General features: G+C 39.7%; 17 protein-coding genes, 1 tRNA gene, 1 other RNA gene and 2 pseudogenes. 2 read left to right on the top strand and 19 right to left on the bottom strand.

The window, feature by feature from the left end:
- Positions 1–79 precede the first annotated feature (79 nt).
- On the bottom strand, positions 80–2,713 hold the full coding sequence (polA, locus tag OCF95_RS07485) for a DNA polymerase I (RefSeq protein WP_261035430.1): 2,634 nt from the start codon (positions 2,711–2,713) through the stop codon (positions 80–82).
- 147 nt (positions 2,714–2,860) lie between these two features.
- Here polA and OCF95_RS07490 point away from each other — a divergent pair, with 147 nt between their 5' ends.
- Positions 2,861–3,760, top strand: a complete 900-nt coding sequence (locus OCF95_RS07490) for an Rpn family recombination-promoting nuclease/putative transposase (protein WP_020903289.1) — start codon at positions 2,861–2,863, stop codon at positions 3,758–3,760.
- A 135-nt stretch (positions 3,761–3,895) separates the two neighbouring features.
- Here the strand turns inward: OCF95_RS07490 and OCF95_RS07495 are convergent, their stop codons facing one another.
- From OCF95_RS07495 to comW, 17 genes and pseudogenes are all read right to left on the bottom strand, one after another.
- A complete protein-coding gene (locus tag OCF95_RS07495; RefSeq protein WP_020903288.1) occupies positions 3,896–7,099 on the bottom strand; it encodes an SIALI-17 repeat-containing surface protein in 3,204 nt (1,067 codons plus the stop codon).
- Positions 7,100–7,421: 322 nt separating this feature from the next.
- The gene (locus OCF95_RS07500; protein WP_261035431.1) at positions 7,422–8,861 is read right to left on the bottom strand and encodes an LPXTG cell wall anchor domain-containing protein; all 1,440 of its coding nucleotides are present in this window, start codon (positions 8,859–8,861) and stop codon (positions 7,422–7,424) included.
- A gap of 211 nt (positions 8,862–9,072) precedes the next feature.
- Positions 9,073–10,623 (bottom strand): N-acetylmuramoyl-L-alanine amidase family protein, encoded by a 1,551-nt coding sequence (locus OCF95_RS09885; RefSeq protein WP_203212879.1) that lies wholly within the window; start codon positions 10,621–10,623, stop codon positions 9,073–9,075.
- A 141-nt stretch (positions 10,624–10,764) separates the two neighbouring features.
- Entirely contained in the window at positions 10,765–12,087 is a 1,323-nt protein-coding gene (locus OCF95_RS07520) for a nucleoside triphosphate hydrolase (protein WP_261035432.1), read from the bottom strand.
- Between the two features lie 142 nt (positions 12,088–12,229).
- On the bottom strand, positions 12,230–13,258 hold the full coding sequence (locus OCF95_RS09925) for an N-acetylmuramoyl-L-alanine amidase family protein (protein WP_390898006.1): 1,029 nt from the start codon (positions 13,256–13,258) through the stop codon (positions 12,230–12,232).
- A gap of 374 nt (positions 13,259–13,632) precedes the next feature.
- Positions 13,633–14,037, bottom strand: a pseudogene (locus OCF95_RS07530) (Rpn family recombination-promoting nuclease/putative transposase); the annotation flags it as partial.
- 7 nt (positions 14,038–14,044) lie between these two features.
- Complete coding sequence (locus OCF95_RS07535; protein WP_020903282.1) at positions 14,045–14,959, bottom strand: Rpn family recombination-promoting nuclease/putative transposase; 915 nt, start codon at positions 14,957–14,959, stop codon at positions 14,045–14,047.
- A 117-nt stretch (positions 14,960–15,076) separates the two neighbouring features.
- Positions 15,077–16,045 carry a ribose-phosphate diphosphokinase gene (locus OCF95_RS07540; RefSeq protein ID WP_000010168.1) on the bottom strand — a complete coding sequence of 323 codons (969 nt, stop codon included), beginning with the start codon at positions 16,043–16,045 and terminating at the stop codon, positions 15,077–15,079.
- Positions 16,046–16,190: 145 nt separating this feature from the next.
- Complete coding sequence (locus OCF95_RS07545) at positions 16,191–17,006, bottom strand: PrsW family intramembrane metalloprotease (RefSeq protein ID WP_000742256.1); 816 nt, start codon at positions 17,004–17,006, stop codon at positions 16,191–16,193.
- A 24-nt stretch (positions 17,007–17,030) separates the two neighbouring features.
- A complete protein-coding gene (locus tag OCF95_RS07550; protein WP_004236873.1) occupies positions 17,031–17,528 on the bottom strand; it encodes a beta-class carbonic anhydrase in 498 nt (165 codons plus the stop codon).
- 72 nt (positions 17,529–17,600) lie between these two features.
- Positions 17,601–18,962, bottom strand: a complete 1,362-nt coding sequence (gene radA / locus OCF95_RS07555; protein ID WP_077804517.1) for a DNA repair protein RadA — start codon at positions 18,960–18,962, stop codon at positions 17,601–17,603.
- Between the two features lie 13 nt (positions 18,963–18,975).
- The gene (locus OCF95_RS07560) at positions 18,976–19,533 is read right to left on the bottom strand and encodes a histidine phosphatase family protein (RefSeq protein WP_261014681.1); all 558 of its coding nucleotides are present in this window, start codon (positions 19,531–19,533) and stop codon (positions 18,976–18,978) included.
- Complete coding sequence (locus OCF95_RS07565) at positions 19,493–19,936, bottom strand: dUTP diphosphatase (RefSeq protein WP_078238237.1); 444 nt, start codon at positions 19,934–19,936, stop codon at positions 19,493–19,495. The genes OCF95_RS07560 and OCF95_RS07565 overlap by 41 nt, the downstream gene beginning before the upstream one ends.
- Before the next feature lie 56 nt (positions 19,937–19,992).
- Positions 19,993–20,090: signal recognition particle sRNA small type (ffs, locus tag OCF95_RS07570), an RNA gene on the bottom strand.
- A 32-nt stretch (positions 20,091–20,122) separates the two neighbouring features.
- Positions 20,123–20,590, bottom strand: a complete 468-nt coding sequence (tadA, locus tag OCF95_RS07575) for a tRNA adenosine(34) deaminase TadA (RefSeq protein WP_001110112.1) — start codon at positions 20,588–20,590, stop codon at positions 20,123–20,125.
- Positions 20,591–20,789: 199 nt separating this feature from the next.
- Positions 20,790–22,076, bottom strand: a complete 1,287-nt coding sequence (locus OCF95_RS07580) for an adenylosuccinate synthase (protein WP_001832534.1) — start codon at positions 22,074–22,076, stop codon at positions 20,790–20,792.
- Positions 22,077–22,309: 233 nt separating this feature from the next.
- Positions 22,310–22,543 carry a sigma(X)-activator ComW gene (gene comW / locus OCF95_RS07585; protein ID WP_000941923.1) on the bottom strand — a complete coding sequence of 78 codons (234 nt, stop codon included), beginning with the start codon at positions 22,541–22,543 and terminating at the stop codon, positions 22,310–22,312.
- Positions 22,544–22,776: 233 nt separating this feature from the next.
- Here comW and OCF95_RS07590 point away from each other — a divergent pair.
- Positions 22,777–23,651, top strand: a pseudogene (locus OCF95_RS07590) (transposase).
- A gap of 53 nt (positions 23,652–23,704) precedes the next feature.
- Here OCF95_RS07590 and OCF95_RS07595 read toward each other — a convergent pair.
- Positions 23,705–23,778 (bottom strand) — tRNA-Asn (locus OCF95_RS07595).
- Positions 23,779–23,859 lie beyond the last annotated feature (81 nt).

Here is a 23,859-nt window from a genome sequence, read left to right on the forward strand (position 1 = left end):
TCCTCCTTTTTCATCAGTATAGCATATTTTGAAAAGGCTTGCATAATTCTACTACAAAAAAGGAGGACTAGCCCCCTTTTTATTTAGCCTCGTACCAGGTTGCCCCTTCATTCTCATCTGCGATAAGGGGAACACTGAGTTGAATGGCTTCTTCCATAGTTTGTTTGACCAATTTTTTCATCTCTGCCAATTCAGATTTAGGAACTTCAAGTACGATTTCATCGTGCACTTGTAACAGCATCTTAGTCTGATAACCACCTGCAACCAAGGCTTTATCCAGCTGAATCATGGCAATCTTAAGAATATCTGCTGCCGAACCCTGGATAGGTGAGTTGATGGCCGTTCGCTCTGCAAAACCACGAATATTGAAGTTGCGAGAATTGATATCTGGCAACTCACGACGACGCTTGAAGAGGGTCTCCACATAGCCCTTATCACGCGCCTCACGCACCACTTCATCCATGTAGTTTTTAATACCTGGGAAGCGTTCAAAGTAGGTATCAATATAGGCTTTGGCTTCCTTACGGCTAATGCCCAGATTATTAGACAAACCAAAGTCTGAAATCCCGTAAACCACTCCAAAGTTGACAGCCTTGGCATTGCGACGGTCGTTTGCAGTCACATCCTCAGGACGTTCAATGCCAAAGACACGCATGGCTGTCGAAGTATGGATATCTGCCCCCTCTTGGAAAGCCTTAATCAAGTGCTCATCCTTAGAAATATGTGCCAAAACGCGCAATTCAATCTGTGAGTAGTCCGAACTAAGCAGTACACTATCCTCCCACTCAGGCACAAAAGCCTTACGAATGAGACGACCTTGTTCCAAGCGAACAGGGATATTTTGCAAGTTTGGATCCACACTAGACAGACGTCCAGTCTGGGTCAAATCCTGAACATAGCGAGTATGAATCTTGCCATCAGCCAAAATCCAGTCCTGCAAGCCAATCACATAAGTAGATTGAATCTTGGCAATCTGACGGTAGTCGAGAATTTTCTTAACAATTGGCGCAATAGGAGCCAAGCGTTCCAAGACATCCACCGCAGTCGAGTATCCAGTTTTGGTTTTCTTAGTGTATTCTAGAGGTAGCCCCAATTTTTCAAAGAGAAGCACTCCCAACTGCTTAGGCGAATTGATATTAAACTCCTCACCAGCCAGTTCGTAAATCTCCTGAGTGAGTTTTTCAATGACAAGCTCATTTTCAGCCTGCATCTCAAGCAAGGTCTCTTTCTTGACCGTAATACCAGCAATTTCCATCTTGGCAAGGACAAAAGCCAGAGGTTGCTCCATATCATAAAGAAGCTCTAATTGCCCATTTTCGCTGAGTTTTTCAAGCAAAACAGGTTCTGTTTCGACCAAAACAGCAAGTTTACGCGCCAAATGCTCCAAGAATTTCTCGCGTTCAGGAATGGCCTTCTTGACTCCCTTACCATAGAAAGTCTCATCATCAACCAAATAAGTCTGACCATAAAGACTAGCAATAGTCGCAATTTCATTGTCCTCCACAGTCGAAAGGAGGTATTTAGCCAAACGGCTGTCAAAAGCAGGCGCTTGCAAATCCACACCAAAGCGATTCAAGAGAACTTTAGCCTTCTTAAAATCATAAACTCTCAGAGGTGTTTTTTCTAAAAAGTCCTTGAAAATCGGGTCTTGCAACAGCTCAAGCTTGTCTGTAGCATAAAGTTTATCCCCACAAGACCAGGCAAAACCAACCAAATCATCCGTATGGTAATTCTCACCAAAAAGCTCAAAATGGAAGATAGATTCTTCACTCAGCATATCTTGACTGACTTGCTCAACAATAGTAAAGTCCAAACTCTCAGCCACATCAGCTGACGACACATTTAAAGCCTGCTTGAGCTGTTTGAAGCCCATCTCATCGTAGAATTTTCCAAGATTTTCCACATCTGGACCGCTATAGACTAAATCCTTCAAACCAATCTCAATCGGTGCCTTGGTATCAATGGTCGCCAGTGTTTTTGACAAAAAGGCCTGTTCCTTATCATTGATGAGATTTTCCTTCATCTTAGAAACCTTCATCCCATCGATATTCTCATAAATCCCCTCGAGTGAGCCATGCTCCAGCAAGAGCTTGATACCCGTCTTTTCACCGATTTTAGTTACCCCAGGAATATTATCCGACTTATCACCCATGAGCGCCTTGAGATCGATAAACTGAGTCGGTGTAATCCCCATCTTTTCCATAAGATATTCTGGCGTAAAAGCCTCAAACTCAGCCACACCTTTCTTGGAAATCTCAACCACCGTATGCTCATCCGTCAGCTGAATCAAATCCTTGTCCCCACTGACAATGGTAATATCAAAACCATCCTGCTCTGCTAGTTTATCCAGTGTCCCAATGATGTCATCCGCCTCATACTGAGCCAACTCATAATGACGAATCCCCATATGATCCAGCAACTCACGAATGAAGGGAAATTGCTCACGAAACTCATCAGGAGTCTTAGCTCGACCACCCTTATAGTCCGCATACATCTCTGTCCGGAAGGTCGTCTTTCCCGCATCAAAAGCCACCAAAATATGACTCGGCTCAACCCGCTCCAACAAATGGCTCAACATCAACTGAAAGCCATAAATCGCATTGGTATGCAAGCCAGCCGCATTCTTAAAACGGTCCAACTGTTGATAGAGGGCAAAAAACGCCCGAAAAGCAACAGAAGACCCATCAATCAATAATAATTTTTTCTTATCCATACACCCATTATAAAGGAAAGCACCAAAAAATACCATTGGGAAGAGCCATACCCAATATTTTTCACACTTTTTCCGAATAAATAGATAGAGCCAGAGAATCCAGTAAACCTAGATTTAAAACTGTGGTATAATGAAAGGAGAAAGAGTATGACTGTACGTCATCCGGGCATCAGCCCAACCAATGATTTGGTTGCTAAGAAAATCTTTAGCAATCCAGAAATCACTTGTCAATTTATCCGCGATATGCTGGATTTACCAGCAAAAAATGTGACGATTTTGGAGGGAAGTAACATTCACGTCTTGCCTTCCCTGCCGTACTCAGCGCAGGATTTCTATACCAGTATAGATGTTTTGGCAGAGTTAGACAATGGCACGCAGGTTATTATCGAAATCCAAGTGCATCATCAGAATTTTTTCATTAATCGTTTGTGGGCTTACTTATGCAGTCAGGTCAATCAAAATCTCGAAAAAATTCGTCAACGAGAAGGTGATACACATCAAAGTTACAAACACATCGCCCCCGTTTATGCCATTGCAATCGTGAATAGCAATTATTTCCAAGATGACTTGGCTTTCCATAGCTTTAGTATGCGCGAGGACACGACAGGTGAGGCTTTAACAATTACAAACAATAGACAAGAAAACCATCTAGTCAAGATGGCATTCTTGGAATTAAAAAAATACAGAGAAACCAGCAAAGACGAGGTTCGCAAACCCTGGTTGGAGTTTTTTGGGAATAAACCCTTTACCCAACAACCCGAGCGAGTCATCAGTCAAGCAGACCAACTGCTAGACTACAAGAGCTGGTCCGAGGAGGACAGGAAAATGTTTAGTGAACAGCGTAGACGCGAAGAACAAGCCTTGTTAGCACAGGACTATGCCTTGGAACAAGCTGAAGAAAAAGGTTTAGAGCGTGGGAAAGTTGAAGGAAGGGAAGAAGGGAAACTTTTTGCCTTCTTAGACATGGTTCGTCAAGGTCTCCTGACTTCCGAGGTTGCCAGCCAGCAGTTGGGCATGACCGTCGCTGAATTTGAGGCACTATTGTAAGTTTATAGAATAAAAGTGAACAAATCTGAAACATCGTTTTGTTCACTTTTTTCTTCTTTTCAACAGAACTCTCACTATAGTCCATATCACAAAAAGAGAAGGTCATAAATCCTTCTCTTTTATATCTTCAACTAATTAGTTTTTGCGTTTCACAAATGGAAGGGCACCAAGGAGCAATCCAAGGAATCCTAATGATGCAATTGCAACATTATCTTTACCACCAGTATTTGGAAGTTCTTTCTTATCTTCAGCTTTTGCAGCTGGGGCTTGATAAGTATTGTCTTTGTTAGTACCTGCTACAGTTGGTGCAACCGCAGGAGTTGATGGTGTATCAGCTGTTGGTGTAGCTGAAGCATCTGTTCCAGGAGCTGATGGTGTTTTTGGTACAAGTGCAGGTTCATTGACAGCTGTAGTATCAGAATTTTCACGCGGTGGATTTCCAGGTGTTCCAACTTTAGCTGGGATTGGAAATTCAGGAGCTGGTTTTTCAGGTCTTGATGGCGCTGTATTTTCTTTATTCGATTCAGGTAATTTACCTTCATTTAATTTTGATAAATCAAATTCAGGTTTATCATTCACAAGATTTAACCAAGCAGCTTTAAGTTCTTCTAATTCTGCTTTAGCTTTATCTAATTCACCTTTCAATCCTTCTACAAAATAATCTTCAGCACCATTTTCTGCATCTTTCACGTCAGATTCAAGTTTTTCAACTTCTTTTTCAAGACGTTTGATTTCAGATTTAATATCTGGAACTTCTGTTTTTGGTTGCTCAGCTGGTGCTTCACCTTCTGGTTTAGCTGGCTCAGTTGGAGGTGTTGTATCATTCACTCCGCCGTTAAATTCTGGATTATTAGGTTGAGTAGTAGCGTTATCATCATTTACACCACCATTGAACTCTGGAGTATTTTCAGTTGTAGGCGCTTCTTCATCGTTTACTCCACCGTTGAACTCAGGTTTTTCTTCAGTAGTAGCAGCTTCAGCAGCGTTTACTCCGCCATTGAATTCAGGTTTTTCTTCAGACGAAGGAGCGTCAGCAGGATTCACACCGCCGTTGAATTCTGGAGCGTTAGGAACAGTTGGAACCTCATCTGCTTCTTTAGCAGGTTCAGTAGGTGCTTCTTCATCATTTACACCACCACTGAAGTCTTTAGGTGCTTCACCTTTAGGAACTTCTTTTAAGTTTTCGATATAACCTAGAGTTGCATTATAATCATCAGTTAGCTTGTCAATTTCATCTTTGTAAGCTTTTACTACTTCGTTAACTTCGTCAAATTTAGCTTGAGCTTCATCAGCAGCAGTTTTAGCAGAAGCAACAGCAGCTTCTAATTTAGTTACAGCATCTTTTAATCCATCTTGGATAGCTTTGTCTGCTTCATTTTTCTTAGCTGTTTCAAGAGCAGCTTTAGCTTTTTCTAAAGTTTCATTTTGTTTATTTAATGCAGCTGTTTTTTCCTCTGCTGCTTTAGCTTTTTCAGTAGCATCAGCTTTGTCTTTATCAGCTACTTTAGTTAATTTTTCAATTTTTTCAGCGATATCATCAGCGATATCTTGAAGTTTTTTAACGATTGGTTTAGAAGCTTCTTTGTTGTAAGCAGCGTCTAATTTTTCTTTATCAGCAGCTGGAAGCTCAGATAGAGCTTTACCTTCTTGTTTTGTAGCACCGATTTCGTCAGCTTGAGGATCTTGATCTTTAGTAGCTTCAGCAGTCGCATTTTGATTTTCTAATTCTTTAAGAACATCCTCAGCTTTTAAATCACCATTTTCAACTGCAGCTAAAATATCTTCTTTACCTAATGCTTTTTTAGCTTCTTCTTTATTTGTAATCTTAGCATCAGCATCGATATCTTTTTCTAATTGATCTAAAGCATCTTTAAGAGCAGCTTTAGTTTCAGCTTCTTCTTTTTTAAGTTCTTCAACTTTAGCTTTTGCTTTTTCAGCTTCTTCTTTAGCTTTAGCTAATTCAGCTTCTGCGTCAGTTTTAGCTTTATCTGCTTCTTCTTTTGCTTTTTCTGCAGCTTTTACATCTTCAGCTTCTTTAGTAGCTTTAGTTGTAGCTTCTTCAACTTTTTTAGCTTCTTCAGCAACTTTTTTCTCTAATTCAGCAACCTTAGCATCCGCTTCTGCTTTGGCTTCAGCAGCTTTTTCAGCTTCTGTTTTTTCTGCTGGTTTAGCTGGCTCTTCTTCTACTGGTTTAGCTGGCTCGTTAGCTTCTTTTTCTTTAGCAGCTTTCACTTCTTCTAGAGTTTTGTTGTACTCATCAGTAAGTTTGTTTAATTCATCAGCAACAGCTTGAGTATCTGAAGCAGCTTTATCGAATGCTTCTTGAGCAGCTTCTTTAGCTTTTTCAATAGCTTTTACAGCTTTATCTAATGAAGCAACGATATCAGAATCAGAACCGTTATCTGTAGCTGATTTAAGAGCTTCTTTGGCTTCTTTTAATGTATCTTCTTGTTTTTTAAGAGCTTCCGCTTTTTTATCTTCTTCAGCTTTTAATGCTTCAGCATCTTCTTTAAGTTCATCAACATTTTCACCTAAATCATCAGCTTTATCTTGAAGTTTTTCTGATGCTGGACGAGCAGCATCTGCTTTTTCAGCTTTGTCAATTCCAGCCTTAATGTCTGCTGGTAATTGATCTTTAGTTTTAGCTTCTTTAGCTGGAGTTGTTGCAACGTTAGCTTCATTAGCTTGATCTTTATTTCTTAATTTTTTCTCAGTTTCTTTATTAGCTTCAGCTTTTTCATTATCATCTGCTAATTCTTTAAGAATATCCCCAGCTTTTAATTCACCAGATTCAACAGCCTTCAACAATTCCTCTTTTGCTTTTTTGTCGAGTAATTCGTTATCATCAGGTAATTGTTTTAAAGCCTCGGTTAATGCTTCTTTAGAATCAGCTTCTTCTTTTTTAGCGTCTTCTTCTTTCTTCGCTTCTTCTTTTGCTTTAGCATCAGCTTCTGCTGCTTTTGTTTTTGCTGCGGCTAATTCATCGTCAGCAGTTTTTTTATCTTTTTCAGCTTCTGTTTTTTCAGCTTCAGCATCAGCAGCTTCTTTTTTCTCAGTTTCAAGTTTTTTAGCTGCTTCATCAGCCACAGGAGTAGTTGTATCTACTTTTGCTTGAGCTTCAGCAACTTTTTCTTCAGCTTTTTTAGCGTCAGCTTCAGCTTGTTTAATTTCTGGACTTGTCACTTCTGATTTAGGAGTTGCAGGAGCTCCAGCTGGTTGAGCAGAAGTTGTATTAGGCTCCTCTGCAGCTTTCACGACTGACGGTTGAGATGCAACAAATGCCGCTCCCAAAACAGCAACACTTGCTAAGCTAGTCAAAATCATTTTCTTTTTGTTCATCCTGTGTACCTCTTTTTAAGAATCATATTTATGTACATTATAAACCTTTTTTCAAGTGAAATCAAGGGATACGTTATATTCTATATCCTTTATTATTGATATGTTATATTTCAAAAATATGGAAAATTCCAAAGAAAATAAAGCATATTTTACTAGCTTTCTTTCTCTTTCTTTTCATTATTTTCATTTTATATAGTAAATTATAATTTTGAATTCAATTCAAATATCTTAAATCTTCATAAAAAATCTAGTTTAAACAAAAAAACAGGAGATTTCTCTCCTGCTTTGATTTAATTACTTAAAATCTATACCATCATATGATTTAGTTTTTACGTTTCACAAACGGAAGGAATCCAAGAAGTAATCCTAAGAATCCTAAGAATGCAACTGCAACATTATCTTTTCCACCCGTATTTGGAAGTTCTTTCTTATCTTCAGCTTTTGCAGCTGGGGCTTGATAAGTATTATCTTGGCTAGTTCCTGCTACAGCTGGAGTTGCAGAGGCTGGGGCTGATGGAGCTTCTGAAGCTGGACTATTTGTTCCAGGTGCTGGCGCTGCTGGGGATTCAGTAGATGGTGCATCAGCTGATGGACCTGCTGGTGTTTCTGACACTGGAGCAGGAGTTTCAGAAGTTGGAGCTGGGTTTCCTGGTGTTCCAACCTTAGCTGGGATTGGGAATTCTGGAGCTGGTTTTGCAGGTCTATCAGGTGCCTTGTTTGATTCTTTTTGGGGCTCTGTTTGAGGTTCTGTATATTCTGGTTTGTCAAGAATTGCAGCATCTCCATTAGAATATTCTGGCTCCAAACCTTTAAGAGCTGCTTCTAGATCAGCTTCTGCCTTCTCCAATTCCGCTCTTTTAGCATCTAATTCTTTCTGAAGCCCTTCTTTAATATAATCTTCAGAACCATTTGCTTCCGCATCTTTAAGATTATCTTCTAATTTAGAAACTTCTTTTTCCAAATCAGCGACCTTGTTTTGAAGAGCTTCAATTGTTGTATCCAATTTAGCTTCTTCAGCTTTCAAGTCTGCTTCACGCGCTTTAAGTTCTGCTTGAGCTGCTTCTAGAGCTTTATCTGCAGCATCAAGATCCTTTTGAGCAGCTTCTCTATATTGGTCTGCTTGTTCACCATCAGCGTCAGCATAACTATCAAGTTCTTTTTGAGCTTTTTCTTTCGCTGCTTTTGCTGCTTCTACAATAGCTTTTGCTTCTTCAACATCATTTTTCGCAGCTTCTACACGTTCGCCAGCATCCTTAGCATCTGTCTTTTCTTCGTCCAAACGCTTGTTGATTTTATCCTGACTATCTGCATCAATTCCACCATTAACTGGCTTAGCTTCTGTAACTTCACCTGATTCATTACGAACCAACTCAGCACCTGGAGCTGGTTGTACAGTTGGATTAGTCACACCAGCTTTATTAAAGTCATCTTCTAACTCTTTTGCAACATCTTCAGCATCCAAATCACCATTTTCGATAGCCTTTAAGATATCTTCCTTACCGATTTCAGCTTTTGCTTCCTCAATAGCTTTCGCCTTATCTTCTGCTTTAATGCTGTCGTCTTTGTTAATATTATCTTCAACAGCTTTTTCCATTTTTTCAAAAGCAGCTTTTAAAGCCTCTTTAGTATCCGTAGTAGCTGGTTGTGTTGCAGTAGGTTGCACATCTTCAGCTTTTACAGTTGAAGGATTAGATGCAAGAAAACCTGATCCCAAAACAGCCACACTAGCCAAGCTAGTTAAAATCATTTTCTTTTTATCCATTTTTGAAACCCCTTTTTTGTAATTATATTTGAATTTATTATAACGCTTTCAAAGAAAATAATCAAATAATAACTTATTTTATATATTCAATTATATTCTTATATAGATTTTCAAATATACCTATTACAACAAAAAAAGAAAGCTCATTTTATAAGCTTTCTTTTTGTTTTCTTTTCATCATTTACATTTTTTATGGTAAATTTTACACTTTTTAAACCCACTCACCGTTGGCATTTACTGTGTAACCATTGATTGTAGTGCTGACAGCAAGAGCTCCTGAACTATAAGCATAGTACCATTTGCCATCTACTTGGAACCAACCAGTCTTCATAGCGCCTGAACCGTCAAGATAATACCAGCTACCACCTTGTTTCAACCAACCAGTTTTCATAGCACCCGAATTATCAAGGTAGTACCATGTTCCACCTACTTGGAACCATTGGCTAGCTTTCATTGCACCTGAACCATTTAGATAATACCATGTGCCACCATCTTGCAACCAACCAGTTTGCATTTCGCCTGAACCATTTAAGTAGTACCAAGTGTCACCTTCTTTAAACCACCATTTTTGCATCACGCCTGCAGCATTAAAATGATACCATTTACCACCATCTTTCAGCCAACCAGTCTTCATTCCATCTTCTTTAGAGAAATAATACCAGTCACTCTCAACCTTCTTCCATCCAGCCTGACGATTTCCTTCGCTGTCAATGAAGAATTTTTTACCATCAATCAAAACAATCCCTTGTTTAAGGACACCTTCCTCATCCAAGAAATAATGTTTCCCATCAACAGTAATATCACCAGTTAGACGGACACCTTCTTTGACATAGTAAGTTTTCTCATCAATTTTGACAAAACCAGTTTTCTTCTCACCATCTTCTACAAAATAATAAGTCTTGTCAGCAACTTTTACAAAGCCTAGCTTTTTAACACCATCTTTTTCATCTAGATAGTATTGCTTATCACCTGCAGTCAATAGACCTTTCTTCATAGCACCATCAGCTTCAAAGTAGTAAGTCTTATCATCGATTTTTTGCCAACCGCTAACCTTTTTACCGTCCTTGATATAGTAGACTTTTCCGTTCTCTGTTTTGAACTGACCGCCACTTGTTGTTGTAGATTGATTTTGGTTGTTGTTACCAGCATTAGTAGCTGTGTTTGAACGATAGACATGATAAAGAATACCATCTTTTAAGTTACCAGTAACATACTCATAGTTGGCAATAGTTGGATGACTTGTATCTGAGGCTTCAGATCCTTTACGCGGATCCTTAATATTTACTGGATCGCTACTACCCTCTTTATAAACTACAAAACGAACTTCCTTGACTGCTGAATTCCCACTAGTTGTTGTAGTATTTTGATTGTTGTTTGTATTTGTATTCGTTGTAGCAGCCGTATTTCCACCATGATAAGGATTGCTTTGAGCAGAAGAACTATTACTATTACCTGTTGTAGCAGTTGTATCAGCTGGAGCATATGTATGATATAGTATACCATCCATTTCTTCACTAGTAGTATATTTATAGTTCTCAATTTTAGGCTGATCCTTAATAGATGCATCTGTTACAGCAGATCCTGTCAATGCGGCTTTGATATCAACAAGTCTACCATTTTGAAATGCCACATAGTGTACTTCTTTAACTGTAGAAGTTGTCAACGCACTTGTCGCTCCTGATTCAGCAGCTTGGACTTGTTGGACTGTCGCCATTGCTAGTACAGAAGTTGCTAGCAAAATACCTGTTACTGTTTTTCTCATAGGAAAATCCTCCTGTATTAAGATAATAAATTTATCTAAATTATATCCCTTTCCTATAATAAATGCAATAAAAAACATAAAAAGTGTAGAAATATTTAAATGTAAAAAGAGAGTAGTTGAAAAACCACTCTCTTCCTATTTTTATACCCACTCACCGTTGGCGTTTACGTAATAACCATCAACTGTAGTGCTTACTGCAAGTGCACCTGAACTATAAGCATAGTACCATTTACCACCCACTTGGAACCAACCAGTTACCATAGCACCTGAGCCTTTAAGGTAATACCAAGTACCACCAACTTTAGCCCAGCCAGTTTCCATAGCACCTGAGCTATTTAGGTAGTACCAAGTTCCACCATCTTGCAACCAGCCAGTTTGCATTTCACCTGAACCATTTAGATAGTACCATTTGTTACCATCTTTGATCCACCATTTTTGCATCACGCCTTCAGCATTAAAGTAGTACCATTTACCACCGTCTTTAAGCCAACCAGTTTGACGTTTACCTTCTTTATTCACATAAACCCAGTGATTGTCAACTTTGTTCCAGCCAGCTTTTGTATCAGAATCATCTGTCAAGAAGTAAGTTTTACCGTCAACAGTGATTTCACCAAACTTACGTTCACCTTCTTCAGTGACATAGTAATACTTGTCGCCAGCACCCTTGATAAGGCCAGTCTTACGTTCACCTTCTGCAGTGATGTAATACCATTTACCAGCGCTATCTTTTACAATACCTGATTGAGCTTTACCTTTTTCATCAAAGAAGTACCATTTCGTACCAACTTTTTGAACTCCATTTGTCACAACACCGTCTTTTACAAAGTGAGTTTGACCGTTCTCTGTGATAACTTCTGTTCTACGGACACCGTTTGCATCAAAGTAGTAAGTTTTTTCACCCACTTTGAGGAAACCAGTTCTTTTAACACCTTGATTGTCTAGGTAGTAGCGTTCAGAGTTGTTCTCGATGATACCACGAGCCATAACACCTTCACTGTTGAAGTAGTAAGTCTTGTTGTCAATCATGACCCAACCCTTAACTGGGTTACCGTGTGAATAGAAGTAACGGTTACCTGACACTTCACGCCAGCTGTTATTTTTATCAGTCGATTTATAACCTTGTTTATTCAAGTCTGCTGACGGTGTATTTGGATCGTTTTCCAATTCAGCAAGTTTTGTTCCTTTTTCTACAAATACATAGTAACGTACGCCGCCATCTACATAGGTTTCCTGATACTCAAATTGATCAATATAACTATGCTTTTCAAATTTTTGATCACCTGACTCAAAATAAACAGTTGTACGAGTACGTGAACGATCATTAGAAACAGTTATCCATTCCGTTTTACGAATAAACTCGTCTGCATGTACAGAAGGTGCTGTGATCGTTGAATAAGCAGTCACGGCAGCGCCTGCCATTGTGACACTAGCAAGAGCTAGAGCTAAAGCTTTTTTATTTTTCATGTGAACATTCTCCATTCTTAAATTTAGCTATTATGCTTTTCTTTATTGTATCTTATTTTTACAAAAATTTCTAAGAAAAACTGAACTTTTTATGGAAAAAATAAAAAGCAGAAGAAATCTCCTGCTTTTTTATTGAGCTAGATTATTTAACCCATTCACCGTTTCCGTTAACAGTGTATCCACCTACAGTAGTGTTAACTGCAAGGGCACCTGAACCGTCAACGTAGTACCATTTACCACCAACAGTGAACCATTGGCTAGCTTTCATAGCACCTGATGCTTCAAGGTAGTACCATTTACCACCGTCTTGCAACCAACCAGTTTGCATTTCACCGTTTCCGTTTAGGTAGTACCAAGTTCCATTATCTTTAACCCACCATTTTTGCATTACGCCTTCAGCGTTAAAGAAGAACCATTTACCGTCAACTTGTTTCCAACCTGAAACAGCTTTGTTAGAAGCGTAGTATTTCCAACCATCTTCTTCTTGAACCCATTGATCTTTCACAACGTTGTATGAGTCAGTTTTTTCAAGAACCAAATCAAGGTTTGCGTTTGTGAACATATCAGCTTTACCGTCTTTATCTAGGTCAGCTGAACCTGAGTATACAAATGTTCCTTCTGCTACACTACCGATTTCTGCACCGTTTGAAGTTTTGTTTACTGTATAAAGTCCGCTATTTGATTCGATACCTTTTACAACATAACCTTTTGGTACATAAGCAACACGGTATTGAACCAATCCACCATGTGGTACTGACAATTCAACATCACCTGCTGCGTCAGACTCAGCTGAAACAACTGCTGCTTTACCGTATTTCAAGTAGTCAGCTTCGTTTGCCCAAATCATAACATCAACTTTAACACCTGCTACTGCAGCACCTTGAAGGTCACGAACGTGGAAACGTACATGAGAACCGTTACCAAACATAACTGGTTTACCGTGGTAAGGGTTGTAAGCTGGAGTTTCTGGTTTGTATTGGTTAGCTGGATCAACTACACCAGTGTGAGCAGATTTCACTTCATTTTCTGTGTATTTAGCAACATCCAATTTACCTGTTTTTGGATTTACTACTCCACTTTCAGTGTAACCGTTGTTAGTATCAGCTGAAACAGCTTGTACAGCACCAAATGCTGCAAGAGCGACTGCGCTTGTCAATAAAACTTTTTTCATCGTTTTATCTCCTTCATTTTTCATTATATATTTTTTCGTAAGACTATCTTACTACCATACAGTATATAAATATTTGCAGGATTTGTCAAGGGTTTTCTTCTAGTTTTTAAAGTTTTTACCCATTTTTAGAAAAAAAGGTGAAAAAAACATTTTTGTGAGAAAAATACCCGTCAAATACTGCATTTTTCAAGTGAAAATCTCACAAACTTATGATCCTTGAGTAAAATCATTCATATCTAATCCACATAGACAGTTGGACAGAACTCACGTCTATGGTATTATCTAATAAACACTTCTAAATGTCAAGTAAAAATGGCAAGTTTTTTAATAAGAACTCGCCATTTCATCAACTTTCTACTATTTAAAATGTGACCTTATAGCAAGGCCTCAAATTCAGCTACTGTCATACCTAATTGCTCACTCGCAACTTCCAAAGTCAAAAGACCTTGGCGGACCATATCCAGAAATGCAAAAAGTTTTCCTTCTTCCCTTCCTTCAACTTTCCCACGCTCTAACCCTTGTTCAATACCTTCTGCTCGACCTCGTTCTAAGCCTTTTTCTTCAGCTTGCTCCAAGGCATAGTCCTGTGCCAACAAGGCCTGTTCTTCACGCATACGTAGTTGACTAAACATTTTTCTGTCCTCCTCGGACCAGCTCTTATAGTCCAGCAGTTGGTCTGCTTGGCTGATGGCTCGCTCGGGTTGCTGAGTAAAGGGTTTATTCCCGAAAAACTCTAACCACGGCTTGCGAATCTCGTCTTTGCTGGTTTCTCTGTATTTTTAGGTCTTATTTATGATGGTCTTTCAATAGTGCCTCAAACTCAGCGACCGTCATGCCCAACTGCTGGCTGGCAACCTCAGGTGTCAGAAGACCTTGGCGAACCATATCTAAGAAGGCAAAGAATTTCCCACGCTCTAAACCTTGTTCAATACCTTGTTCCAGCCCCTCTGCCCTAGCAGTTTCCAAGGCATAGTCCTGTGCTAACAAGGCTTGTTCCTCACGCATACGTAGTTGACTAAACATCTTCCTGTCCTCCTCAGACCAGCTCTTATAGTCCAGCAGTTGGTCTGCTTGGCTGATAGCTCGCTCGGGTTGTTGGGTAAAGGGTTTGTTCCCGAAAAACTCCAACCACGGTTTGCGAACGCTATCCTTGCTGGTTTCTCTATATTTTTTTAGTTCTAAGAAAGCCATCTTTACTAGATGATTTTCTTGTCCATTGTTTGTAATTGTTAAAGCCTCACCTGTCGTGTCCTCGCGCATACTAAAGCTATGGAAAGCCAAGTCATCTTGGAAATAATTGCTATCCACGATTGCAATGGCATAAACGGGAGCGATGTGTTTGTAACTCTGGTGAGTATCACCTTCTCGTTGGCGAATTTTTTCTAGGTTTTGATTAACCTGACTGCACAGGTAAGCCCATAAACGATTAATGAAAAAATTCTGATGATGCACCTGAATTTCAATGATTACTTGCGTGCCATTGTCCAACTCCGCCAAAACATCTATACTGGTATAGAAATCCTGCGCCGAGTAAGGTATGGAAGGCAAGACGTGAATATTGCTTCCCTCCAAAATGGTCACATTTTTTGCTGGTAAATCCAGCATATCGCGAATAAATTGACAAGTGATTTCTGGATTGCTAAAGATTTTCTTAGCAACCAAATCATTGGTCGGACTGATGCCCGGATGTCTGAGAATCATCCTCTTCCTCCTTTTATTATACCACAGTTTTAAATCTAGGTTTTCTAGATTCTCTGGCTCTATCTATTTATTCGGAAAAGAGATGAAAAAACCTGAGAATCATCTCAGGCTTGGTCATTAAATCTTTTTCTCAATACTGAAAAGTGGAGAAAGTGGGCGTTTTTCATGGATACGTACAATAGCATCACCTAGGAGATGAGCGATTGAAATTTGCTCAATCTTATCGATCAAACGCTCTTCTGGCAGATAGATGGTATCCAAAACAACCAATTTCTTAATAGCTGAATTTTGGATATTGTCCATAGCTGGACCAGATAGAACTGGGTGCGTACAGCTCGCATAGACTTCAACAGCACCAGCTTCTGCAAGGGCATCTGCCGCATGACAAATCGTTCCAGCAGTATCAATCATATCATCAATCAAGATACAAGTCTTGCCTTCTACCTTACCGATGATGTTCATGACTTCACTGGTATTCATCTTATCAACGCTACGACGTTTGTCAATAATAGCAATAGATGTTTTCAAAAATTCTGCCAACTTACGGGCACGAGTCACACCTCCATGGTCTGGGCTGACAACCACATAGTCAGAACCAACCATACCACGACGCTCAAAATAATCCGCAATCAGAGGAGCTCCCATCAAATGATCCACAGGAATATCAAAGAATCCTTGAATCTGCGCAGCATGCAAGTCGATGGTCAATAAACGATCCACTCCAGCTACTTCAAGCATATTTGCAACAAGTTTTGAAGTGATTGGCTCACGCGCTCTCGCCTTTCTATCCTGACGTGCATATCCATAGTAAGGCATGACAACATTGACAGATTCTGCACTCGCACGCTTCAAAGCATCTACCATAATCAAAATTTCAAGCAGATTGTCATTTACAGGCGAACTAGTTGATTGTAGGATAAAGACGTGTTTCCCACGGATTGATTCTTCGATGTTGACCTGAATCTCTCCATCTGAAAATTGGCGGACACTTGATTTCCCCAACTCTATCCCAATCTCCTGCGCTACACGTTTTGCCAATTCTTGATTAGAAGAAAGGGCAAACAGCTTTAAATCAGAAAAAGACATGATTTCCTCCGGTATATATGTATCGCTTGTGCTTTTCACAAGATTTTTCCATTTACCATTGTAGCGCTTTTTGCACTATTTTTCAATCAAAAATAAAAGAAGGGCACCATATTTGTACCCTTGCATCATTCTTTTAAAAAATATTCTAGTTCATCAACTCATTGTGCTTCTCAACAAAACGATAAGCCTGATAAAAACCATAGAGAGTAATAGCCGTAACCACTGGAATCGCTAAAGGCAACTCTGTCTCCAATTCAACAAAAGGAGAATTAAACAAGAAATGAGTTCCCAAGGCTAAACCTAGGAAAATAAGCCCCTCTTTCTTGCCAACCTTCTGCCCTTTATAAGCTCTGTAAAGCAAGTAAACACCTACTACAGCCAGACCTGAAAAAGTCCAGTGAGAGGCAATTCCTGAGATGATACGCTCTAAAATTCTCGAAATAGTAAAGTCAAAGCCCTCTGGCAAATCCGTACGAATATAGCCAATATCCTCAATCATTTGAAATCCCAAACCAGAAGCAATTCCAAGTAAAAACAAAGATTTTAATTTTCGTACAGGAATCAAAGCCAAAACAAAGACAAGTGGCAATAATTTAAGCGGTTCTTCTACCAAAGGAGCCACAATAGCACTTTCAAAGGCATTTAAAAATGCACTATCTGGGAAAAGAAACTCCAATAAATCATGGATATAGGTATTAGCAAAGCTAGACAACCAGCCTGAAAGGAACATCCCACCCAATAAAGACAGAATCAAAGCGTTCTTTGGCAATTCCCATTTTTTCCCAATACGGAAAAGGAAATAAAGAACCGGAATCATGTAAAAGAGAGCTAGAAAGATAGAAACTCCCATTAGTCCATATTCCGCACCTGACATCGAACCATCCGTATAGTAGATAGTTTCATACTGCAAACCAATACATAGCAATAAGATAAAAATAAATAAAATACTGTTTTTCTTCATACACTTTCTTTCTAAATGAAGTATTTATAATTCTACGACTGTCATACTTCCTGTATCCACATCGTAAATAGCACCAGAGATAATGACATCATCTGGTATTAGGGGAGACTCGATAAGGAGTTGCATGTCCTCACGTACACTCTCCTCTATATCTTGAAAGGGCAAGAAGTCCTGGTCTGACACATCGACACCCAATTCTTCCTTCAAATACTCCTGAAAAGAGCCATTTTCAAAGGTCTGAGCACCACAGTCTGTATGGTGCAATACCACAATCTCTCTTGTCCCCATTTGTTGCTGGGAAATCACCAGAGAACGAATCATGTCTTCTGTCACTCGACCACCTGCATTCCGCAAGATATGAGCATCCCCAAGTGCCAAACCTAGAGCTTGCGCAACGTGCAAACGAGAGTCCATACAGGTCACAATGGCTACTCTAGTTTTGGGTTTAAGTGGCAGATTTAACTGCCCATGTAGGGCAACATAAGCCTGATTGGCTTGCATAAACTGTTCAAAATACGACACGATTCCCTCCTCGAAAATTTGATAGTCAAATATTTCTCCTATCTTATCATTTTTAAAAGGATTTGTCACGGATTATGCAAAGACCTTTTTCAAAACTTCCTGAATCGTTGTTACTCCAATGACCTGAATTTCCTTAGGCGGAGTGATTCCTGTCAAAGAATTCTTAGGTACATAAATCTTAGTAAATCCCAGTTTAGCAGCTTCATTGATGCGTTGTTCGATACGATTCACGCGCCGAATCTCTCCCGTCAAACCAAGTTCTCCTACAAAACATTCCTGAGGATTAGTTGGCTTGTCTTTATAACTCGAAGCAATAGCAACCGCAACAGCTAAGTCTATCGCAGGTTCATCCAATTTAACACCGCCAGCAGATTTGAGATAGGCATCTTGATTTTGCAAGAGAAGACCTGCACGCTTTTCCAAAACAGCCATAATCAAGCTAGCACGATTAAAATCAAGGCCTGTCGTCGTACGCTTGGCATTTCCAAACATGGTCGGTGTTACCAAGGCCTGAACCTCAGCCAAAATAGGACGCGTCCCTTCCATGGTCACAACGATGGACGAGCCCGTAGCACCGTCTAAACGCTCTTCTAAGAAAACTTGACTCGGATTGAGGACCTCAACCAAGCCACCTGACTGCATCTCAAAAATCCCAATTTCATTGGTAGAGCCAAAACGGTTTTTGACCGCTCTCAAAATACGGAAGGTATGATGACGCTCCCCTTCAAAGTAAAGCACCGTATCCACCATATGCTCTAGCATACGAGGACCAGCCAAGGTTCCTTCCTTGGTCACATGACCTACGATAAAGATGGCAATGTTATTGGTCTTGGCCAGCTGCATAAGTTCCGCTGTCACCTCACGCACTTGAGAAACAGATCCCTGCACCCCTGAAATCTCAGGAGACATAATGGTTTGAATTGAGTCAATAATGAGGAAGTCTGGCTGGATGCGCTCCACCTCAGCTCGAACACTCTGCATATTGGTCTCTGCATAGAGATAAAACTCGCTATCAATATCTCCCAAACGCTCTGCACGTAATTTAATCTGCTGGGCAGACTCCTCCCCACTGACGTAGAGAACAGTCCCCACTTGAGACAACTGGGTTGAGACTTGTAAGAGAAGGGTTGATTTCCCAATCCCAGGATCCCCACCGATTAGGACGAGACTTCCTGGTACCACTCCGCCTCCAAGTACACGGTTGAATTCCTCCATCTCCGTCTTGGTTCGATTGACGTTGATTGAAGTCACCTCAGCCAGTTTCATGGGCTTAGTTTTCTCACCTGTCAAGGATACACGTGCATTCTTGACCTCGGCAACCTCAACCTCTTCTACAAAAGAAGACCAAGACCCACAGTTAGGACAACGTCCCAGATATTTAGGGGAATTATAGCCACAATTTTGACATACAAATGTCGCTTTTTTCTTTGCGATAATAAACCTCTTTCTATATCTCTATCTCACACTCAATTACTTGGCAAAAATCAATCTTCTCATTTGGCACAAACTGGCGCATGAGCATGTTGTGAGTTACCACTATCACGGTCTGGTAATCTCGATACTTAGCCATACATTCTAGAAAACGAGACTTCATCTTCACAGCTGTCTCATATTGAATAGGACTATTAGGAAGTAACTCCCCATTATTTTCTAGAAATATAGCACGAGCTTTTTCAAAATTATCTGTGCCACTTTCATAGACCTGCCACTCATGCAATAATGGTTCCACTCTCAAAGGAAGTCCAGTAACACAAGCCACATAAGAAGCCGTTTCTAAAGCTCTTGTGACTGCAGAAGATACGATTATTTCAGCTGAAGGGAGTAAAGGATTGGTGCTCAATTTCTGGACTTGCTGCCGTCCCTTATCAGACAAGGGTGCCAAATCTATCCCAAATCCCGTATAAGAACGCTCCTCTAACTCACGATAATCTGGCTCCCCGTGACGCACAAAGATAATCTTCATCCTAGTGCCCTGTCGATCCAAATCCACCAGTTCGAACGCCATCAGCCATATCTCCATCTGCAATTAAGAAAGGAGCAAAGACAGCCTGGACAACACGCTCCCCAACTTCAAGAACAACCTCTTGGTCTGTGATATTCTTCATCTGCGCAAAAATATGCCCTTCATTCCCAGGATTTCCATAATAATCCCCATCAATGACCCCAACTGAATTAATCAAAACCAAACCCTTCTTACGAGGGTTTGAAGAGCGATCATAGAGATAGAGAACCTCAGTTGGTTGCATATAAGCCTTAACACCTGTCGGAACCAATACAATCTCTCCTGGAGCGATAACTGTACGCACAGCAACCTTTAAGTCATAACCAGCCGCATGCGCCGTCTCACGCTTAGGCAACAAATTTTCATCTGTAAAACTAGAAACCAATTCAAAACCACGAATTTTCATAATTTTCTCTTTTCTATTATCATTTATTCTAGATTATTCTATCTTATTTATTCGGAAAAAGCACGAAAAAAAGAGCACACAATTCAAATCGCTTAGGGCTGCTGGATTCCTCCCCTGACCCGCTTCACGCAGAACTGTTGCTCCACTATTTATTATATCACATTCCTGTTCATTTTAAAAGCAAAATTATTTTTTCCGTCTATTTCTAAAAAAATCCTGCATAATAGCTGCGCATTCATCTTCCAAAATTCCTGTTTCAACCTCCACACGATGATTGAGACGCTCATCTGTCAAGATATCGTACAAACTCCCAGCAGCGCCAAATTTCTGGTTTTTAGCCCCATAGACCACGTTTGGAATACGGGCGAGTCCAATCGCCCCACTACACATGACACAAGGCTCAATGGTCACAAAAAGCGTGCAATCCAGCAAGCGCCAGCTCTCCTCACTCAGGTTCGCATTCTCTATGGCCATAATCTCCGCATGCATAACCGCTCGTTGCAGTTCCTCACGCGCATTATGCCCGCGACCAATGATTTCTCCGTCCTTGACAATCACACAACCAATTGGAATTTCATCGTGTTCAAGAGCAATCTCAGCCTCTCTCAAAGCCTCCCTCATAAAGACTTCTTTTTCTTCAACTGTATAATTCATCAATTTCCCTTTTCCTACTTATCGATTTTATTATTATATCATGATTTCCAAGACAAAAAAAGCCACCAAATGCGGTGACTTTATAGGGAGATTATTATGAAAAAGAAAAGTTTAGGATATTTGTTACAACAAGTTAGGAGGTCTTCTTGTAACTGTCTATAGTATAACCAACCTATCTTAAACAAATCTTAAAAATCTCTTACGACCAAACACTTTCTAAAATATTTGTTTGTTCACGACCAGGACCTACTGAGAAAGTAGAAATACGAACGCCAACCAATTCACTCACACGACGAACATAGTTACGCGCATTCTCAGGAAGATCTTCCAAATTACGAACTCCGGTAATATCTTCTGACCAACCTGGCAACTCTTCATAGATAGGCTTGCAACGTTTCAATTGCTCAAGACTAGCTGGATAGTAGTCAATACGTTGACCATCAAGATCATAGGCCACACAGATTTTCACTGTATCTAAACCACTCAAAACATCGATAGAGTTCAATGAAAGATTAGTAATACCAGAAACACGACGACTATGACGCATCACAACTGAGTCAAACCAACCCACACGACGTGGACGACCAGTTGTTGTACCATATTCATGACCAACTTCACGGATACGTTCTCCCACTTCATCAAACAATTCAGTTGGGAAAGGACCGTCTCCTACTCGACTCGTATAGGCTTTACATACACCTACAACCTTGTCAATCTTACTTGGACCAACACCAGAACCAATCGTAACACCACCAGCCACAGGGTTTGATGACGTAACAAATGGATACGTACCTTGGTCTATATCTAGCATAACACCTTGTGCACCTTCAAAAAGCACACGTTTACCGTTATCAAGCGCATCATTCAAAATAACAGATGTATCTGTCACATATTTCTTAATTTGTTGACCATATTCGTAATATTCTTCAAAAATATCATCGAAAGCAATTGCTTTACTGTCATACAATTTTTCAAAAAGACGATTCTTTTCAGCAAGGTTACGTTCTAAACGCTCACGGAAAATGTCTTTATCCAAAAGATCCGCGATACGAATTCCCACACGAGCAGCTTTGTCCATATAAGCTGGACCGATTCCCTTGATTGTAGTACCAATCTTATTGTCGCCCTTAGCTTCTTCTTGCAAGCGATCCAACTCGATATGATAAGGCAAAATAACATGCGCGCGATCAGAAATACGCAAGTTATCAGTTGTAACACCTTCCTCATGAAGATAGCTCAACTCTTTCACAAGAGATTTAGGATTTACAACCATACCATTCCCAATAACAGAGATTTTTTCAGGGAAGAAAATCCCAGATGGAATCAAGTGCAATTTAAACTTCTTGCCATCAATCACAATCGTGTGACCTGCATTATCACCACCTTGGTAACGCGCAATCACTTCTGCATTCGCTGAAAGGAAGTCTGTAATCTTCCCTTTACCTTCATCACCCCATTGGGTACCTACAACAACAACTGAAGTCATAATCTTGTCTGAGCCCTCAGGCTCTTCCTTTCTCACATACATGGCAGGACTCTCACCTGCAATTATATCTTACAATTTATTATAAGAAAAAATCGCCTTTTTATCAAGAAGAAACAATAGAAAGATTTGCTATTTCCAACTATTAAAAAATGTTTTAGAAAAAATTCCGGCTATTTATCATTATTTTTCCACAAAAAGTAAAAGTTGTTCGGAAATTAACTCATACTGTCTCATCAAGCAACAAAACCCTGTTTCATTATCAATTTTTCAAGATACAAACGATAAGCAACACGATAATGGTAAACAATAAAATCCCGATGACTCACAATACGATATCGGACAAGATAATAAATCAAAAACTTAAAATGAACATGTTCCCAATCAAAATTATCACCCAAGAACATACCATACTCTTCTTCAATATTTCTATAAAAATCCATCATCTGATCATAAATACTTTGTAGCATAAATATATACTCCTTTTCTTTTTATGACCTTATTCTAACAAAAAATTATAAACAGTTATTATAAAATCCTGAATTGCTCAAATACCAACCTCAAAAAGATAACAAATAGGAAAAGTTGACAGAATAGGAACAAATATACTACCTAAATTTCAAAAACTAAGATAATGGAAGCGGAAGGATGCGAACCCCTCGAAGGATCGTATTTACAGTCCTCCGCCTTTAGCCACTTCATTATGAATTTTATTAATAGGGATACCCACAAAGAAATCATTGCTAACTTAAACTACGATGCCCCATCTTGTTCCAAAAACCGTCTAAGATTTCTTACCTTGAAACAACTAGTAACCCTACTAGGATCCTCCTTAGAAAGTGTTGCTTTAAGTGCTATCATTGATTAAAAATAATGGTGGCCGAAACTCCACTAGTAAAAATCACAAAATCCCCCGTATCATTAAAAAAATTACTCAAAAGTTGATTAAAAAAAATTCTATGAGCGACATTGCTCACCAGCTGGCCATTTCAACTTCAACTGTTATTCGCAAGCTCAATGACTTCCGTTTTAAGCCTGATTTTTCTCGTCTGCCTGAGATTATGTCCTGGGACGACTCCTTTACCAAGGGAAAGATGAGTTTCATTGCGCAAGATTTTAACAAACTCAACGTCATCACTGTTCTTGAGGAAAGAACACAATCTATCATACGAAATCACTTTCTTCGTTACAATAGAACAATTCCCTATCAGATGAAAGTTATTACTATGGATTGGAAACTCATTCAACAGGATAGCCGTAAAATCAGCGATAAGCGATTTTATCGTCCTACTTTATAAGAAACCGGAGGAATTCGGCATACTCATTGAGGACAATCTAAAGTAGCTTCATCCTCTTTTTCAGACTGTCTTTAAAACATTTCTAAAGGACAAAGAGAAAATAGACAACGCCCTTCAACTACCCTATTCCAACCCAAAATTGGAAGCGACCAATAATCTCATCAAACTGATCAAGCGCAATGCCTTTGGTTTTCGGAACTTTGAAAACTTCAAAAAACGCATTTTTATCGCTCTGAATATCAAAAAAGAAAGGACAAATTTCATCCTTTCTCGAGCTTAGCTTTTGATGTTCCTAAAGTAAAAAAAAGGCCTAAACCTCTTTTTTCTTAACTACTCCGCCAGTAGGACTCGAACCTACGACATCATGATTAACAGTCATGCGCTACTACCAACTGAGCTATGGCGGATTAAAGCTAAGCGACTTCCATATCTCACAGGGGGCAACCCCCAACTACTTCCGGCGTTCTAGGGCTTAACTTCTGTGTTCG

It is taken from the genome of Streptococcus mitis (assembly GCF_946188615.1).
In the GTDB taxonomy this organism is placed as follows: domain Bacteria; phylum Bacillota; class Bacilli; order Lactobacillales; family Streptococcaceae; genus Streptococcus; species Streptococcus mitis_BZ.